The organism is Paenibacillus sp. FSL R5-0623 (genome assembly GCF_037974265.1).
GTDB lineage: Bacteria > Bacillota > Bacilli > Paenibacillales > Paenibacillaceae > Paenibacillus.
Genome location: NZ_CP150233.1, coordinates 259932 through 277820 on the forward strand (window position 1 = coordinate 259932; position 17889 = coordinate 277820).

Sequence of the window (17889 nt, forward strand, 5' to 3'; positions counted from 1 at the left end):
CGTAGAGTTACTCATTCAATCACGGGAGGTATGACATGAAATTAACGAACAAGATCGGTGTCATCGTGGATAGCTTTGGTGTAGGCGTACGGGAAGGGTTGAACAAAGCCAAAGATGTAGGTGCAGAAGGTGTGCAGATCTATGCCGTCAAGGGAGAGATGGACCCTGAAAATTTGTCGCCTGCGGCGCGCAAGGAGCTGAAGAGTTACATCGATTCTCTAGGTCTCGACATTTCAGCATTGGTCGGCGATCTGGGTGGACATGGGTTTCAGGTCAAGGAAGATAATCCGTGGAAAGTGGAGAAGTCGAAGCGGATCGTGGATCTCGCTTTGGATCTGGGCACCAACATCGTCACAACACATATCGGTATTGTTCCACATGATCCTTCATCGGAAGTTTATGCTACGCTGCATGCTGCTTGTGAGGAACTGGGCCAATACGCCAAGAGTGTTGGTGCGTACTTTGCCATTGAGACAGGACCGGAAACGGCTGCTGATTTGAAAGGATTCCTGGATACGTTGTCGACTAACGGAGTATCGGTGAATTTTGACCCGGCAAATATGGTGATGGTGACCGGAGATGATCCGGCGCGGGGCGTTCATCTGCTCAAGGATTACATCGTACATACCCATGTGAAGGATGGTGTGCGGCTGAAGGAAGTGGATCCACGAGATGTATACGGTGCAGTCGGTTATGCGCCTATGGATCACGATAAGATTGCCGAGATGGTCTCTTCCGGGACTTTCTTCCGTGAGGTGCCACTGGGCGAGGGTAGCGTTGATTTTGACGGATACTTTGCAGCTCTTCAGGAGATTGGGTACACCGGTTATCTGACGATTGAGCGTGAGGTAGGCGATCAGCCGGAGCGGGACATTCGCAAAGCGGTTCAATTTATCCAACAATATCGATAGGGAGCTGAGCAGATGAAAGTGGGCCTGAGCACGTATAGTTTGTTGAACGATTTGAATTCGGGTGAGATGACGGTGCTGGATGTGATCGACTGGATTGCGGCGAACGGCGGCGAGCATATGGAGATGGTTCCTTACGGTTATACCGTGGAGGATAATCACGATCTGGCGGATGCGATTCGGGAACGGGCGGCGTCTGCGGGTATTGAACTGTCCAACTACTCGATGCCAGCGAATTTCGTGCAGGAGACGGAAGAGGCGTTTGCAGAAGAGATGGCTCGGGTCAAAAGACATGTGGATGTCGTACACCGGATGGGTGTAAAACATATGCGTCATGACGTCACGGCGTTTACCCTGCCGAAAGAGAAGATGACCATTGCCTGGTTCGAGGAACATCTGCCGCTGATGGTGAAAGGAAGCCAGATCATTGCGGACTATGCTGCGCAGTTTGACATCACGACAACCATTGAGAATCACGGCTTCAGCGTGCAGGCGAGTGATCGGGTGCAGCGTGTTCTGGATGCTGTAGATCGTCCGAACTTCAAAACAACACTCGATATTGGCAACTTCATGTGCGTGGATGAGAACCCGATCATCGGTGTCATGAAAAATCTGCCGTACGCTTCTCTGGTCCACTTCAAAGATTTTTACTTCCGTCCTTATGATGAGCATCCGGGTGAGGGTGAATGGTTTACGACAGCATACGGCAACTTCCTTCGTGGTGCTATCGTTGGACAAGGGGATATTCCAATCCGTAAAATTGTAAAGCTCATCAAAGATTCCGGTTACGATGGCAACATTACAGTGGAGTTCGAAGGCATGGAGGAATGCAAATCCGCATCCAAAATCGCCATGGACAACCTGCGCCGCTTCTGGGAAGAGGCGTAACGAAGCATAACGAGAGAATGGATTCAAGGGCCACTTTTCGAAGTGGCTCTTATTGTTGATCATCAGGATTCTGGACTGCCCATCGATCCAGGATCATTTCGATGTAACGCATGGTATCCGTTGTCATACCATATACACGAGCTGAATGATCATCCGCCGGGGCGATATAATCCCAATATTTTTCTGCCAATTCTGCATTCCCTTGAAAAGCCCTTTCAGCATAATCAGAGATTCGGATGGCCAGTAATCGTGAGGCTTCGGAATCCGCTGGTTCCATCTTGCATGCATGAATATCTTTAAGAATATCAGCCCATTCCATTGATAATGAATTGTTCTGATTATTCAGAGGTAACGATTCCATTTCTTCAGGTGTAAAAACATCTTGACGGAACTTGCCCGGAGGCTGATCCAGTTCACGGATGAAACCCAACATTTCATCCAGACTGATTGTACCAGATGCTCTGATGGCATATATGGTTGAAAAAAGAAGATGCTCGACCTTGCTTAATCTCTCCTGCTGTTCCTTAACGACGGTCAGTTGTTGTTCCAACGTATTATTCCATAAAGTAAGGGTACTTTCTGGTTCAGAGCGAGCAGCATCCTGATCGAGGAATTCTCCAATCTCATTCAATTTAAAATGCATTTTCTTCAGAATGGTAATCTGCTGAAGCCGTAAAATATCCTTTTCACCGTATAAGCGATACTGATTGTTCTCATTACGGGCCGGTCGCAGTAAACCCAGCTTTTCATAATAATGCAGTGTTCGGATGGATACTCCGGTATGTTTGGATAGTTGTCCAACGGTATACAACAGGCAGAACCCTCCCTCATGATTTATGTATTTTCCACCAGTGCCATGCATTGAGCACCGCCAGAATGATCCCACCGACGAAGATTATCATCATATACAAAATAAATATTTCGGCTAACCCGTTATCTTGCGCGGTATAGTTTAACAATGGCGGTCTATCACCTGGCATAACAACGAATCTGGCTACCTCCAGGTAAGCGATATGAAATCCGATGGAGGCCCATAAAGATCCGGTCAAACTGCGCAGAAGCTGTAACGTAATACCATAGGTCAAGAGCAGGATCATATAATCCAAGGTTATCCGGTTTCCGGCATCCATACCGACGAGCTCTTGCAATAGGCTGACACTCATCGGAACCAGCAGAAAGAGTATGATTTGAGTTACATAAGCGAAAAACACAGGAAGTCGCAGTCTGAAGCGTAATCCATCATAGACCATGCCTCGCATGGATAGTTCCTCTGGCAAAGCTTCGTACAAGAAAGCAATACAACTATTAAGTGCAACAGCAAGCAAGAACTCGGCTGAGAAGTGCCACTCCGTAATCGTAATCCAGTTGTTCATACTAGCTATCGCTAACCCGATGAAGGCCAGAGAAGTGGCAAATAATGCGCCAAAGAGCAAGTGAATTATGCTTTTTCCTGTCAGAGGAAGAAGAACAGACTTCATATGGAAGTGTCTTCGAATGACGAATAGTACGGGCAAGACGATACTAATAATGACAACAGCTTGGGTGAGATGAACCATCCATTCAGCAGCACCAATAGTGCTGACAAACTCCCCTGCGAGTGTAGCAAAAAACAGACCCAATGTCATTGTCAACCAACTCATTCCAATAATGGCTATTCCACTGCTGCGTCGTTTCTTGGTTACATGTTCAGTTGACATACTCATGCTAATCCCCTCCTGAAGCCAGTATAAACCCTCGAGTTAACGTCAGGGTCAAGCAGGAAATATGCCTATCAGAATATGGTTCTGCGCAAGGATTAAGTTACGAGCAGCACAAGTGTGGTATAATGGATATATTCAGCCTGATAATAACTGGCTATGGATAGGAGATGTCACTGATCTATGCAGGTATTCGAGGACTGGAATCAGAAAGTAAAGAGGACGTTTAATGCTACGAACCCCGAGGTAGTATTGACGGTATCGGAAGCTGGAAGTTTGCTTGGTTTGACCAAAGACCAGATGAAACTGTACGTGGACAAGAACAAACTAACGAAGGTCCCGATCATGAGAAGTGTTCACCGATACCTCTTATTGAAAAGTGAAATAGATAACATCGTTCAAGCTCGATAACTTCATAGGATTGAACACAACCATTTTACCGACAGGATTCGGGAGAGTGGTCTTTTTTTTTATCGGAAAGGGGACGGAACGTGCTGAATAAAGTGTCAAATTGGTTCTATCAGCGGGTGAATTGGAAATGGGTTGTTGCTGCGGTTGTTGTATTTGCTTGTTTTATTGCATTCATTCTGCCCTGGCAGGCGGCAAAGTCGGAGGAAGCCACAGGTGGTGGGCAGTCCCCGGATTCATCGTTTCTGTACACTGCAAATGATCTTTATCAGATGGCTGAGCAGTTTGGTGAAACAGGGCGGAGCGCCTATATTCAGGCACGATTCACATTTGACCTCATATGGCCCTTGGTCTATCTGTTTCTGTTGGTTGTTCTGTTATCGATACTCTATCGCGAACTTCCGGTAAAGAGTCGTTGGCGCTGGGTGAATCTGATTCCGGTCTTAGGTTGGGTTATGGACATGCTTGAAAATATAGGTGCGTCCCTGATCATGTATCGTTATCCTGAACGTACACCTGTGCTTGCTGAACTCACTCCGATATTTACCCTGTTGAAATGGTGTCTGATCTATGCCAGTTTTGCAGCACTGGTTCCGGGTGTTCTGATCACGGTTCTCTACTACATACGCAGGCGCAAGAAGTAGTGGGAGAGGGAAGGATTAAGAATATGTTGGTAACCCTAATCGTGTAAAGGTCCGCAGTGATGAGTGCAGAAATATACGCTTGTCAAAGGACAACCTGTTCATATATACTCATGTCGCAAGTGGCGTGAATCGTATAATTACATGAGCCCAAGGAGATGAAGAACGCATGTCGATCAGCTTGAATGTGTATCTGGTAACAGACGGTAATGGACGTGAAGCGGTAGATTTTTATCAAAAGGCATTTGGAGCCGAAGTGCTCGCGCTTCAAACATTTGGCGACGGTCCGTCTGACCCGAATCACCCCATCCCGCCAGAAGCGAAAGACCGTATTATGCATGCTTCTTTGCAGATTGGCAGCTCGGTATTAATGTTGTCTGATACGTTTCCAGGCATGCCGCACACTGTAGGTAATCATATTACCGTTACAGTGAACACGGATACAGCGGAAGAAGCCAAAGCGATTTTCAACCAGTTGCAAGACGGCGGCGAAGTGAAAATGCCGATACAAGAGACGTTCTGGAGTCCAGCCTACGGCTCGGTTGTCGACAAGTTTGGCGTACAGTTTCAGATCAGTGCTACGCCGGGACAAGCTTAAGAGCGAACTCTTCACTAATATAAGCTTCAAATGGCAAAAACCTCCGCAATCTGCTTTAAGCAGTTGTGGAGGTTTTTTTGCTTTTTTTTGTAATAATGACTCGTGATTATCTTCCTTGATTAACCTTCCTTCTGAATCTTGGAAGGGTTGTTGATTTTATAAGGAACCGGATTACGTGTCAGCTTCTTCTTGATGATTTTGGCTTCAAACGTGATAACGTCTCCCACTTCCAGTTCTTTTTTCTTAACCGTAGCACTGTGGCTCGACCAGGCTTCCCCAACGTCAATGACGTCTGGCTCCGTGATGGTAACTGCTTCATAGATGATGACTTCATCGTCATTGTCAGAGAAGTGATTCGGTACGGTGGTGAATTCTTTGACAACGGCACTCATCTTCACTTTACCTTCGGGCAGATCAATCTTGACGGTCTTGGCTTTGCTCGCTGTTTTGGCTTTGGGTTTGGCTTCACTGGCTGCCCCAGACTGAGGTCCAACATACTCTTCCACCAGCCCATCCGGATCACCCTTCAGCCCAGAGGAGAATTCATCTGTGTCCGTATCGTCCGAATCATCCAGATCCACCGGCATTTCATTCGGGTTTACCAGGGCATCTGGAGTTGGCGTAACATCAGCAGAGACTGGTGCGACTTTATCCGAAGTTGAGGATTCTGTGCTTCGATCTGACCCGGCATTACTTATGCTTCTGGCGCTGTAACTGGACGCTTGCATTTCCTTCAGATACGACGGGTGAATGCAATGTTTTTGTCCATTATCCAGTTGAATTACGGCTGCCATGTGATCGACATATCCAATGATGGTGCACGGCATGTTTAATCCGTTTCCTTTATAATAGAACGTTTTGAGTTTGGTTGCTTTACCCGAAAGCAAGCCCCACTCCTGACATTTCTCAATCAGCTCATCTTCGTTATCCAGCGCAATAAAATCCTGTGGTTCAATCATAAACGCGTATGTCATATGGAATTTCCGCCCTTCCAATCCATTCTTCATGTTCATCGTTTCCAAATTACAACCAGTGTATCACAAATGAGCATTTTGCATAAATCGAAACGCTGAAATCTGTACCCAGAGATGAAGATTATCAACGCCTGCTCACAGAGGCCTATGCTATAATTTGATCAGAATATAAGGGTAGAAGTTATATAACCTTGATATATATATTTCAGGAAGGGAAGATCTGTATGGATAAAAAAGTAAATCATCAAGCCGTATGGCTGGCTATAGGTGTTGCCATGGGAGTGAGTATTGGTACAGCTACACAGCAGCTTGGACTCGGGATTGCTTTTGGCATGGCGCTTGGCATTGTGATTGGTTCGGTAGTTAGCAAACGTGCGGGGGCAGACTCGGAACATATGCTCAGCGAACATGTCCGTGAATTGCATAAACCAGATGACTGGGAAGACGTGCTTCATCGCTCGCAGGATCATCCGGTGCTTATCCTGAAACACAGCACAACTTGTCCGACCAGTGCGAGAGCGTACAGAGAGTTTATGGCGTTTGTAGGCACCAATGCATCGGATCCCAAACAACCTATGGACTACCGCATCGTCAAAGTGATTGAAAATCGCTCGTTGTCCCGCTACATTGCGGAAGAGACAGAGGTTCATCATGAGTCACCACAGGTACTTCTGCTCGATCAGGGAAAAGTCGTCCATCATACCTCCCATGGAAAAATCACAAAAAAGAGATTATTGCAGTGGGCACAGAATCCATTTGGATGAAGGCCATTGAAATTTTGGAAGGAGAACAGCGGGGGTGATTCCCTGTGTCGTTCAGTAAGGAGGGAGCAGCATGTTCGTTGGTGAAAATTTGACCAATTTGCGGATCATGCATGGGTATTCGAGAAAACAGCTCTCCGAACAATTAGGTGTGACATAACAAGCAGTCTGGCAATATGAAAATGCGTATACCTCTCCGAAGGTGCCAATTGTGAATGAGTTGAAACGCATTTTCAGTGTGAAAAGTAAGTATTTTTATACGAAAGATATGCTTACACAGCGTAATAACGCAGCCAACATTGATGTTATGAACATTGCCTATCGTTCGAAAGTGATGAATGTGATATCCAAGAGACAGACAGAAGCAAAGCATGTAGAATATCTGGACACGTTCATTAATTATATTACCGCTCAGATCAGCCTTCCCACACTGAATATTATCCAATTGCGGGAAGAGGCAATTGAGTATATGAACCATACAGATGATGATCGTACGACTCAGATCCATTATGTTGCCCATCTTGCGAGACAACGGCTGAATATGGAGCCATCCACGAATGAGAACCTGATGTTCCGGATCGAAAAAAGTGGTGTATATGTTTTTGAAAAAGCGATTGGTGAAGAAATTGATGCGTAACAGCCTTTGGACACGAAATGATCGTCCGTTTATCATACTGGGCAACATCAAACGTTCTGCGGTTCGTAGGAATTTCGATGTTGCACATGAGCTTGGTCATTTGTTGCTTCATTATCGTCTTGAGTTTGTCAATCTGGATCGGAAAGAACACAAATTGATCGAGAATGAAGCCAATCTGTTTGCGGGTGCCTTTTTATTACCTGAGGAAGAGTTCGCATTGGACATGAATGATATTACTCACAAGACGAATCCCGATCAGTACCTTGACTTGAAAAAGAAATGGAAGACTTCCCTACAAGTGTTGGGATACAGAGCAGCACATCTAGGAATGATGGAAGCTAAGGATCATCGTAATTTCTATGCGGCGATGCACCGAAGAGGATATCTGGAAAAGGAGCCTTTCGACAGGGAGATTCCACTTCAAAAGCCGATGCGAATTAAAACCATTATTGACCTGCTTTCCAATAAAGGTCTTGTGGATATCCGTTATATGATTGAGGAGGATTGGAAAGTGGAAACTTCCTTCTTTCATCATATGACAGGAATAAACACCGACTTTTTTAACAAGTACATGACGAACAAGCCACAAACTAGTATTCAAAATGTTAGGGAAATGCCTACACGTAGCTCTTGAAATGACTGGTAGGTAATAAACTGGTACGTAATGGATTGCTCCGTATAAAAATGATCATAGACCTGTTCTTTTCAGCCCCTAGCTGAGGAGAGCGGGTCTTTTTTACGTTTTTTTTACACCTGTGGAGGTATTTCTTTACCCCTTTTTTACAGCGTTTCGTATTACGATTTTACATGTAGCAAGGTACAGAGAACGGTAGAAAGAGGGAGGTAGGAAGGGCGCATGGTGAATGATGCCACGATGATTGGATTGGTTGTTCTGCTGTTTGCGGTGTTTTGGGGATTTGTGAAATTCTGCGAGAAGGCTTGAGGGTAGAGAGGGGGAAGCCAGATGATCGTCATCGGCATGATTGTGCTCGCACTGGTGATATATCTCGGTTATGTGCTGGTGAAGCCGGAGAAATTCTGATGCTGACGATGTACGTAATGCGGAACAAGGGAACGTCGAATAGGGAGGAAATGCGGATATGGGTATCGGTGTAGTGCAAGTAGCGGTGACGCTACTGATCATCCTGCTGTTGGTGAAACCGGTGGGAAAATATGTAGTGAACGTGTTCGATGGACAGCGAACGGGGCTGGATCGGGTTTTTGGTGGGCCGGAGCGACTGCTCTATCGAGTGATGGGGGTACGGGAGAATGAATCCATGGGGTGGAAAAAGTACCTCACGGCCGTTCTCCTCTCCAACGTTGTAATGTTGGTATTGATGTTTCTGGTGCTGCGACTGCAAAAGTATTTGCCACTTAACCCGGATAGAATCGGCAATATGCCAGCGGCGCAGGCATTTAATACAGCCGTTTCGTTCATGACCAACACGAACTGGCAGTCGTATACGGGCGAGAATGCCTTGTCGTATCTGTCACAGATGCTGGCCGTGACGTTCCCGATGTTTACGTCCGCAGCGACGGGATTTGCAGTAGCCATTGCATTCATTCGCGGACTGGTAGGCCGCCGGGATGAATTGGGGAACTTTTATGTCGACCTTGTACGGTCGATTACGAGAATTTTTTTACCACTGAGTTTCATCGTGGCCTTGTTCCTCGTGTTCCAGGGGGTGCCTCAGACACTCGCGGGAGCAGTGAATGCAACCACGTTGGAAGGCGCGCAGCAGACGATCTCACGTGGACTGGTCGCTTCACTGGAGTCGATCAAACACATTGGCACCAACGGCGGTGGCTGGTTTGGAACCAATGCTGCACATCCCTTCGAGAATCCAACGGCCCTGAGCAACTTGGTGCATATCGTCTGTATGATGTTGCTGCCAACAGCACTGGTATACGCCTTTGGCTTGATGGTCGATAACCGGAAGCAGGGTTGGGCATTGTTCGCGGCGATGAGTTTTCTTTTCCTTGTGATGTTGACCACCGTATTTGTCTCCGAATATCGAGGTGTACCCGCACTGGATGCAGTAGGTCTTCAAGGCAATATGGAGGGGAAAGAGGTCAGGTTCGGCATACCGGAGTCGGCTTTATTTACAGCGGTCACGACGGCGGCTACAACAGGATCGGTCAATAATATGCACGAGTCGCTTACCCCGCTTGGGGGTCTGGTCTCACTGGCCCAAATGATGCTCAATAACGTGTTTGGCGGTAAAGGGGTAGGGCTGATCAACGGACTGTTGTATGTGATTCTGGCTGTGTTTATCTGTGGATTAATGGTGGGACGAACACCAGAGTTTCTGGGCAAAAAAATCGAGGGCAAAGAGGTAAAGCTCGCATCCATTGCGTTGCTCATTCATCCTTTGATTATTCTTGCGCCAACGGCACTCGCGCTTATGCGGCCTGAAGCCATTGCGTCCATCTCGAACGGGGGCATGCATGGTCTGACGGAGGTTCTCTATGCTTTTGCCTCAGGTGCGGCCAATAATGGATCGGCTTTTGCCGGACTAAATGCCAATACAGACTTTTACAACATTGCGATTGGTATCGTTATGCTGCTGGGAAGGTACGTTTCAATGATCGCCATGCTGGCCATAGCGGGTTCACTCGCTACGAAACGGGTTGTACCGGTAACCACGGGAACATTGCGGACACACACACCTCTCTTTGCGGGCGTCTTGGTCATGATGATCGTTGTTGTCGGCGCACTTACGTTCTTCCCGTCGCTTGCTCTTGGACCGATTGCAGAGCATCTGGCGATGATTCAATGAGGTATATGACAGGGGTGCTACAAAGGGAATTGGTGTAAGGACGTAACGTATGGAGGTGGCAGTGCACGATGAATGCAGTCGAACGAAAGAAGGAGCAGACGATGCAACACATGGATACAGAAATGTTAAGAACGAAGGTCAACGAGCCGGACAACAATCGCGGTAATATTCAACGTGATCCCGGATCGAAACGGTCGTTAAGCAAGGATATGATACTTCAGGCTTCACTGGATGCGTTCAAGAAGCTAAATCCGGTGGTCATGATCAAAAATCCGGTCATGTTTATTGTCGAGGTAGGTACATTCATTACGCTCTTATTATGCATCAATCCCGATCTTTTCACCGCATCCGAGGCTGGGCGCGGGTACAACATCGCCGTGTTTTTCATTCTGCTATTCACGCTGCTGTTCGCTAACTTCGCGGAGGCACTTGCAGAAGGCAGAGGTAAAGCGCAGGCGGATACGTTACGGAAGACGAAGTCGGACACCCTGGCCAATCTGGTGCAGAAGGATGGAACAATCCGGCAAGTGTCTTCGACCCAGTTGAAAAAGGGTGATATAGTCCGCGTGGAAGTCGGTGAACTGATCCCAACGGACGGTGAAATTACAGAAGGCTTGGCCTCCATTGATGAATCGGCCATTACGGGAGAATCCGCTCCAGTTATCAAGGAGGCAGGAGGCGATTTCTCCTCCGTTACCGGAGGTACACGCGTCGTGTCCGATTACATCATCATGCGTGTTCAGACCGATCCGGGTGAGTCATTCCTTGACCGGATGATCTCTCTGGTTGAGGGTGCTCAGCGCCAGAAAACACCCAATGAAATTGCGTTGACAACCCTGCTCGCCGTATTAACCCTGATCTTTCTGATCGTCATCCTGACAATGGTTCCAATGGCGAATTACCTGGGTATTCGACTGGATCTGGCGACTCTGATTGCACTGCTCGTCTGCTTGATTCCAACCACAATTGGTGGGTTACTGTCTGCCATTGGTATTGCCGGGATGGACCGTGTTACGCAGTTCAATGTGCTCGCCATGTCAGGTAAAGCGGTGGAAGCGGCTGGGGATATCGATACGTTGATTTTGGACAAAACAGGAACGATCACATACGGAAACCGCATGGCATCTGAGTTTATTCCCGTTCAGGGCATCACTACTTCAGAGATGACGCAAGGTGCTTTACAGGCTTCTGTGCGGGATGAGACCCCGGAAGGACGTTCTGTTGTGGAATTAGCAGGCAAACAAGGTCAGAGCTGGTCTGAGACGGAGTATGCAAATGCGGAAAATGTGGAATTCACAGCAGAGACTCGGATGTCCGGTCTCAATCTGAGTAGCGGTATGAAAATCCGCAAAGGTGCGGTGGATGCGATCAAACGTTATATTGCTTCCGAAGGAGGTCGCATACCCGATGATCTGGATGAGATTGCAAATCGTATTGCGAAGGCTGGAGGCACGCCGCTTGCTGTGGCCATCGATGAGCGAATCTACGGTGTGATCTATCTGAAAGACACTGTGAAGCCAGGACTGAAAGAGAAGTTCGCTGAGATGCGTGCCATGGGCATTAAGACCATTATGTGTACAGGCGACAATCCGCTGACCGCAGCGACCATAGCGCTGGAAGCGGGCGTGGATGATTTTATTGCCGAAGCGAAGCCCGAGGACAAGATTGCGGCGATCAAAAAAGAGCAGCAGGAGGGCAAACTCGTCGCCATGACAGGCGATGGTACGAACGATGCTCCTGCTCTGGCGCAGGCCGATGTGGGCCTGGCGATGAATTCGGGCACCATGGCGGCCAAGGAAGCGGCCAACATGATTGACCTGGATTCCGACCCGACCAAGCTATTGTCGGTCGTCTCCATTGGCAAGCAGCTGCTGATTACACGCGGCGCACTCACAACCTTTTCGATATCCAATGATATCGCGAAATATTTTGCCATCATTCCAGCCATGTTTATTCTCGCCATGCCGCAGCTTCAGGCGCTGAATATTATGAATCTGGCTTCGCCGCAGTCTGCGATCCTGTCGGCGCTGATCTTCAACGCCATTATTATTCCGCTGCTTATTCCCATAGCGATGAAAGGGGTTAAGTATCGGGCGATGTCAGCCGAAAGGCTGCTTGGCCGCAATGTATTCATCTATGGCGTAGGTGGTGTGATTGTACCTTTTATCGGCATTAAGCTGATTGACATGGTTCTGTCGGGGATTCTTTAACGAGGTAACAACGTTATCAAAATTGTCCTTTTATCCTAATGAATTCAGGAAGTGATCTGTATGAACATGTTCTTGCCCGCCGTACGGTTATCCGTTGTGCTTATGTTGATATGCGGCTTAATCTACCCGCTTGTAACAACTGGTGTAGCCCAACTTCTCTTTCCTGCGCAGGCGAACGGCAGTCTGATTACGCAAGATGAGAAAATCATCGGCTCGTCCCTGCTGGCGCAGGAAATCCAATCGCCGGGGCTGTTCCAGCCCCGGGCATCAAATGCCGGTTATGACCCAACGGCTTCAGCCGGTTCAAATCGCGCCGTAGCTTCGGAGGAGTATATCAGCGAGATGAAGGAAAAGATCGCTCAGCTCCAGCAGGAAAACCCGGGATTAAAGCAGATCCCTGCTGATCTCGTGACGGGTTCAGGCTCTGGACTTGATCCGGATCTCTCTCCCGAAGCCGCTGAGGCACAGATTCCACGCATTAGCAAAGCTACCGGGCTTAGTGAACAGCAGCTTGTGCAACTTGTAAATGAGCATACGGAAGGTCGTCAGATGGGTATATTCGGGGAACCGCGTGTGAATGTAACGGCTCTGAATCTGGCGCTGACAGCAGAAATAAACTAACGAACGAACATATTAGCCTGCTCACGATATATCGGGAGGGGCTTTCTCCATTTTTTTCTTCATATTTTAAAACACGCTCTAATAAGAAAGGGGGAGAGGACAGATGGAAGACAGCTTCAAGCGCAAGTCACCAGAAGAGATGTTGAAGATGATTACGAAGCTGCAGCAGGGTACGCTCAAAATCTACATCGGCCCAGTCAGCGGATCGGGCAAAACGTATCACATGTTACGAGAAGGGAATACGATGCGCGAGCAGGGCATTGATGTGGTCATCTGCGCCGTCTCCACAATGCGCAGACCGGAAACGGTGGAACAGCTTGGCGCACTCGAACGGATTCCAAGCATTCACTGGTTGCGCCAGAGTGATGATGCAGAGATGAAGGACCTCAACCTGGATGCACTAGTGGCGCGTAATCCGGAGGTTGTGCTGGTGGATGGTTTGGCACATCGCAACAGAGAAGGCGCTCGATATGCTACCCGGCTGGAGGACATTCAGTTTTTGCTCCGTAACAACATCAGTGTCATGACAACGGTGAATGTGTATGAGCTGGAAGGGTATACGGAGCTGGCGCGGCAGCTCACTGGTATCGCAGTAGAACATACCGTTCCTGCGGATACACTGGAGCTTGCGGATGAAGTGAAGTTGATTGACGTCACGCCGGAAACCATACTGAGCCGTCTGGCAGAAGGTCATCTGAAGGGGCATGAGGGAGAAGCTGTTTTTCGTCAAGGCAATCTGGGCATTCTGCGCGAACTGGCCCTGAGATTGGTTGCGGAGGGAGTTAATGAATCCCTGCGTGAGCATCGAGAGGAGATGGGAATTACCGTCACAACAGGCATCATGGAACGGATTTTGGTGTCTACACAATATCACTGGAATGGCTCCATCTATATCCGGCGTGGACAACAGATTGCCAAACGGCTGAATGGTGATTTGTGCGCTGTGGTTTTTCGGAATATGAAGCAGCCATTAACCAAGGAGGCAACCGTATTTCGGCGCAATATGATCAAGTTGGTAGAGAAGTTTGGCGGCCATATGGAGGAGCTGTCTATATTACGCCGTCGCAACATCCCGTCTACGCTGGCACGTTACGCAATGGAACACCAGATTACCCGCATTGTGATGGGACACTCCCGGCGTACGCGCTGGCAGGAACTGTGGCAAGGGTCCGTTGTTAACTCGCTGCTGCGCAGATTACGTGGTGTCGACCTGTTTCTGGTTGCTGATCGAGCGGCCAGGGAGGGTGAACGTGTGGTTCCGGCTAAAGTTAACGATGTGGAGTCGCTGACATACCGCAGACTAAGCGAGCAGGAAATGAAGGAACAGATTGGTCAGATTCAGCGCGGCACATTTAAAATATATATCGGAGCTGCACCAGGTGTAGGCAAAACCTACATGATGCTTCGGGAAGGCAATGATTTGCTCCGCAAGGGCATCGATGTGCAGATCGGCTTGCTGGAGACACATGGGCGGGCGGAAACCGTGGAGCAGATGGGCCACCTATCTGTGATCCCTCGCGCGCAACGCGTTTATCAGGAGGCTCGTCTGGAAGAGTTGGACACGGAGGGCATTCTGCGTCTTTGTCCGGAAGTGGTGCTTGTGGATGAACTGGCGCATACAAATGTGCCCGGAAGTGTCCGGCAAAAGCGTTATGAAGATGTCCTGCTCCTGCTAAATGCAGGCATTTCGGTGATTACCACAATGAATGTACAACATCTCGAAAGTCTGAATGATGCCGTTGAACATATTACCGGTGTTCGTGTCCGCGAGACCGTACCCGATCGGATCATTCAGATGGCAGATGAGGTGCAGTTGATTGATGTGGCGCCCCAGGCCTTGCGGCAACGCATGAGGGAGGGTAAAATCTATGCAACTGCCAAGGTCGAGCAAGCCCTTGCGAATTTCTTTAAAATCGGTAATCTGATTGCCTTGCGAGAACTTGCCCTTCGTGAACTGGCGGACGATGTGGATGAACGGCTTGAAACACAGCAGGCCAAAATCGCACTTCGAGGACCTTGGCGCAGACAGGAAGCAGTCTTCGTATGTGTAAGCAGTGATCGTCATGCCGAGCGGCTGATCCGACGTGGATTCCGTATGGCTTTTCGTCTAAAAGCCATCTGGCATGTACATCATATCCACATCGGTGAGTCCATGAGTGACGAAGTGAAGTGCCATCTGGAGGCGTTGGAGCAGCTGACGATTCGGCTTGGTGGTCAATTTCATATTCATCATAGTCCAAGGCTGCGCGATGTACCTGAGATTTTGGCAAGAAAGGCATCGGAGGCGAGAGCAACCCAGTTGGTGGTAGGACAGGCAAGACGGGTGTGGTGGCTGAATGGCTACCGGGGCTCAGGTTCGGTGGTCAACCGACTGGTACACTTGTCGCGGCATCTGGATGTACTGATCGTTGCAGATTACGATTATGAACTGAGCGGGATGTGAATGGATATTGTCTGAACGAATAAAAAAAGAAACGCAGGCATCCCATAATAAACGGGTCCCGGCATATGTATGGGTGACTCTTGGGGTGACGCTGCTAACTTTGCTGCTTCATGCCATCGGCATGAGTGGTGATTTGGTTAATGTAGCGCTTGTATACCTATTTCCCGTTCTGGTGAGTGCTGTGTATTGGGGAATGGGGCCGGCCGTATATGCCGCGAGTTTTAGTGTCATTATGTTTGACTTCTTTTTTGTACCGCCATATCTGAGCTTTACGGTTGAGGATTTGAGATATCTCATCTCTTTTGTCGTGTATCTTGCGGTGGCGATCCTGACAGCGAGTCTTGCAGGTCGATTGCGACAACAACTGGAGATGGTAAAAGCACGTGAAGCCACGACTAACTCCCTGTACGCATTGAGTCGTCAGATGACAGCCATTACGGATCTGAATACGTTGCTGGTTAACATTGCAACCCAGGTTTCGCTCACCTTGGGCAAGCCAGCAGCTGTGTATCTTCCAGATGGGCAGGGGGATCTGCTGGTTACAAGCTCTTCTGCACCCGCATCAGAGGGGGAAAAGGATGGCTGGGGAGATGGAGAGTCGGAGATTTCCATTGCCAAATGGGTGTATAATCACGGACAGGTCGCCGGTAAAGGATCATCTACTTTGCGGGAATCTCCCGGACTTTACGTGCCGCTACGCACAGAGGAGCAGATTCATGGCGTGCTCGCCGTGAGCATGGACGCTGGCGAAGTTAATGTACAGCAAGAACAGCTTCGTCTGTTGGAGGCATGCGGTGGACTGGCCGCAGGTGCTATTGCCCGAGTGAAGTTGGCGGAAGAGGCCCGATTGGCACAGATCACTGCCGAATCGGAGCGTATACGCACAGCGCTGCTGGATTCTGTCTCTCATGAATTGCGTACGCCCCTAACCGCCATTATCGGCTCGGCTACGGGATTGTTGGAGAATGATACTCTTTTTACACCCGAGGATCGGAGAGAATTAACTGGCAACATTCGGGATGGAGCCTTGCGCATGAATCGTCTCGTCACGAATCTGCTGGGTATGGTTCGGCTGGAGAGCGGTATGTTGCAACTGAACCGAAAATGGTGTGACGTGGAAGATATAATCAGCGTTGTACTGACACAAGTTCGGGAATTCAGTCCGCATCGTAACATTCAAGTTGAACTTCCTGATGATCCGGTGTTCATTTATGGAGATGAAGTATTGCTGGAGCAGGTGCTGGTCAATATCGTCAGCAACGCCATCAAATATTCGCCTGATGAGAGCCAGATTGTCATGACTGTGGGGAGTGATAAAAGTCCGAGTCAATTGACGATCGTGGTGGCCGATCAAGGCATCGGTATACCGGAAGCGGAAAGAGTACGTATATTTGATAAGTTCTATCGCTCGGAGTCGACTCAGCATGTCACAGGAACGGGGCTTGGTCTGGCAATCTGCAAAGGCATTGTGGAGGTCCACGGAGGTACCATAGTAGCAGAGCCGAATCCGGGCGGGGGAACGAGAATGCGCATAGATATCCCCATGGAGGCTCACGGACCACGGTTTCCCTATTCAGAACAAGGAGAGGTTGAAGAATAACATGAACGCACCACTAGGGGCTCGCATACTGGTGATCGATGATGAGCCGCAGATTCGCAAATTGCTCAAGGTCACCCTTCAGGCACACCAATTCGAACTCCACGAGTGTGGGGATGGCGAAGAGGGCGTTATTCAGGCCAGCATTGTACATCCGGATCTGATCATCCTAGATCTCGGTTTGCCGGGCATGTCCGGTATGGAGGTCCTTCGCCGGATTCGCGAATGGTCACAGGTACCGATTATTGTGCTGACAGCGAAGGATCAGGAGGGAGACAAAATTGCCGCGTTGGATGGTGGTGCAGATGATTATGTGACCAAACCCTTTGGGATGGGTGAGTTGGTCGCCCGTATTCGGGTGGCGCTACGTCATGTAGCCAAAACGACAGATGAGCCAATACTGCACTTCGGATCACTGAAGGTTGATCTGGCCCAAAGGCAAGTGGAACTGGAGGGGGCTTTGGTGAAATTAACCCCAACGGAATATGAGATGCTGAAGGTGCTCGCTTCGAATGCGGGGAAGATCATCACCCAGCGCCAGCTTTTGCAGCAAGTATGGGGAGGGCATCATCATGAGTCTGACAGCCACTATCTTCGGGTATATGTGGGACATCTGCGTAAAAAATTAAATGAAGATCCAACCAATCCCCGATATATTCAGACGGAGCCTGGCATTGGTTATCGCTTTTTGCTTCCTGCCGAATAAGGTTCAAGGGAGAGCGGGGG

Annotated in this window: 15 protein-coding genes and 1 pseudogene; 13 read left to right on the forward strand and 3 right to left on the reverse strand. The window is 48.8% G+C overall.

The genetic code is table 11. The features are described from left to right. The first annotated feature begins 35 nt into the window (after positions 1-35). Positions 36-911, forward strand: coding sequence for a sugar phosphate isomerase/epimerase family protein (locus MKY92_RS01195; protein ID WP_339298818.1), 876 nt, complete (start codon positions 36-38; stop codon positions 909-911). Positions 912-923: 12 nt separating this feature from the next. Further along, complete coding sequence (locus MKY92_RS01200; RefSeq protein WP_339298819.1) at positions 924-1796, forward strand: sugar phosphate isomerase/epimerase; 873 nt, start codon at positions 924-926, stop codon at positions 1794-1796. A 49-nt stretch (positions 1797-1845) separates the two neighbouring features. Here the strand turns inward: MKY92_RS01200 and MKY92_RS01205 are convergent, their stop codons facing one another. Next, positions 1846-2607 carry a MerR family transcriptional regulator gene (locus MKY92_RS01205; protein ID WP_339298820.1) on the reverse strand — a complete coding sequence of 254 codons (762 nt, stop codon included), beginning with the start codon at positions 2605-2607 and terminating at the stop codon, positions 1846-1848. Positions 2608-2623: 16 nt separating this feature from the next. Beyond that, positions 2624-3499 (reverse strand): CPBP family glutamic-type intramembrane protease, encoded by an 876-nt coding sequence (locus tag MKY92_RS01210; RefSeq protein WP_339298821.1) that lies wholly within the window; start codon positions 3497-3499, stop codon positions 2624-2626. Between the two features lie 177 nt (positions 3500-3676). On the opposite strand from MKY92_RS01210, the gene MKY92_RS01215 reads away from it, so the two are divergent. The 3 genes from MKY92_RS01215 to MKY92_RS01225 all read left to right on the forward strand — a co-directional run bounded on the left by MKY92_RS01215 (position 3677) and on the right by MKY92_RS01225 (position 5140). Beyond that, a complete protein-coding gene (locus tag MKY92_RS01215) occupies positions 3677-3904 on the forward strand; it encodes a hypothetical protein (RefSeq protein WP_017691180.1) in 228 nt (75 codons plus the stop codon). An 80-nt stretch (positions 3905-3984) separates the two neighbouring features. After that, positions 3985-4545 carry a hypothetical protein gene (locus MKY92_RS01220; protein WP_339298822.1) on the forward strand — a complete coding sequence of 187 codons (561 nt, stop codon included), beginning with the start codon at positions 3985-3987 and terminating at the stop codon, positions 4543-4545. A 166-nt stretch (positions 4546-4711) separates the two neighbouring features. Beyond that, positions 4712-5140, forward strand: coding sequence for a VOC family protein (locus MKY92_RS01225; protein WP_339298823.1), 429 nt, complete (start codon positions 4712-4714; stop codon positions 5138-5140). Positions 5141-5259: 119 nt separating this feature from the next. On the opposite strand, the gene MKY92_RS01230 is transcribed toward MKY92_RS01225, so the two are convergent. Continuing rightward, on the reverse strand, positions 5260-6114 hold the full coding sequence (locus MKY92_RS01230) for a hypothetical protein (RefSeq protein WP_339298824.1): 855 nt from the start codon (positions 6112-6114) through the stop codon (positions 5260-5262). Positions 6115-6338: 224 nt separating this feature from the next. Between MKY92_RS01230 and ytxJ the strand changes: the two genes are divergently transcribed. The 8 genes and pseudogenes from ytxJ (at position 6339) to MKY92_RS01270 (ending at position 17869) form a co-directional block, all read left to right on the forward strand. Further along, positions 6339-6878, forward strand: a complete 540-nt coding sequence (ytxJ, locus tag MKY92_RS01235) for a bacillithiol system redox-active protein YtxJ (protein WP_339298825.1) — start codon at positions 6339-6341, stop codon at positions 6876-6878. A gap of 70 nt (positions 6879-6948) precedes the next feature. Further along, positions 6949-8146, forward strand: a pseudogene (locus MKY92_RS01240) (XRE family transcriptional regulator). Between the two features lie 472 nt (positions 8147-8618). Next, a complete protein-coding gene (kdpA, locus tag MKY92_RS01245) occupies positions 8619-10292 on the forward strand; it encodes a potassium-transporting ATPase subunit KdpA (RefSeq protein ID WP_339301634.1) in 1674 nt (557 codons plus the stop codon). Positions 10293-10501: 209 nt separating this feature from the next. Then, on the forward strand, positions 10502-12502 hold the full coding sequence (gene kdpB / locus MKY92_RS01250; RefSeq protein WP_339301636.1) for a potassium-transporting ATPase subunit KdpB: 2001 nt from the start codon (positions 10502-10504) through the stop codon (positions 12500-12502). A gap of 60 nt (positions 12503-12562) precedes the next feature. Further along, positions 12563-13123: a potassium-transporting ATPase subunit KdpC gene (gene kdpC, locus MKY92_RS01255; protein ID WP_339298826.1), complete on the forward strand. Its 561-nt coding sequence runs from the start codon at positions 12563-12565 to the stop codon at positions 13121-13123. 103 nt (positions 13124-13226) lie between these two features. Continuing rightward, positions 13227-15566: a histidine kinase gene (locus MKY92_RS01260; protein WP_339298827.1), complete on the forward strand. Its 2340-nt coding sequence runs from the start codon at positions 13227-13229 to the stop codon at positions 15564-15566. 7 nt (positions 15567-15573) lie between these two features. Beyond that, positions 15574-17166, forward strand: coding sequence for an ATP-binding protein (locus tag MKY92_RS01265; protein WP_339298828.1), 1593 nt, complete (start codon positions 15574-15576; stop codon positions 17164-17166). A gap of 1 nt (position 17167) precedes the next feature. Further along, positions 17168-17869: a response regulator gene (locus MKY92_RS01270; RefSeq protein ID WP_339298829.1), complete on the forward strand. Its 702-nt coding sequence runs from the start codon at positions 17168-17170 to the stop codon at positions 17867-17869. The last annotated feature ends 20 nt before the right edge of the window (positions 17870-17889 follow it).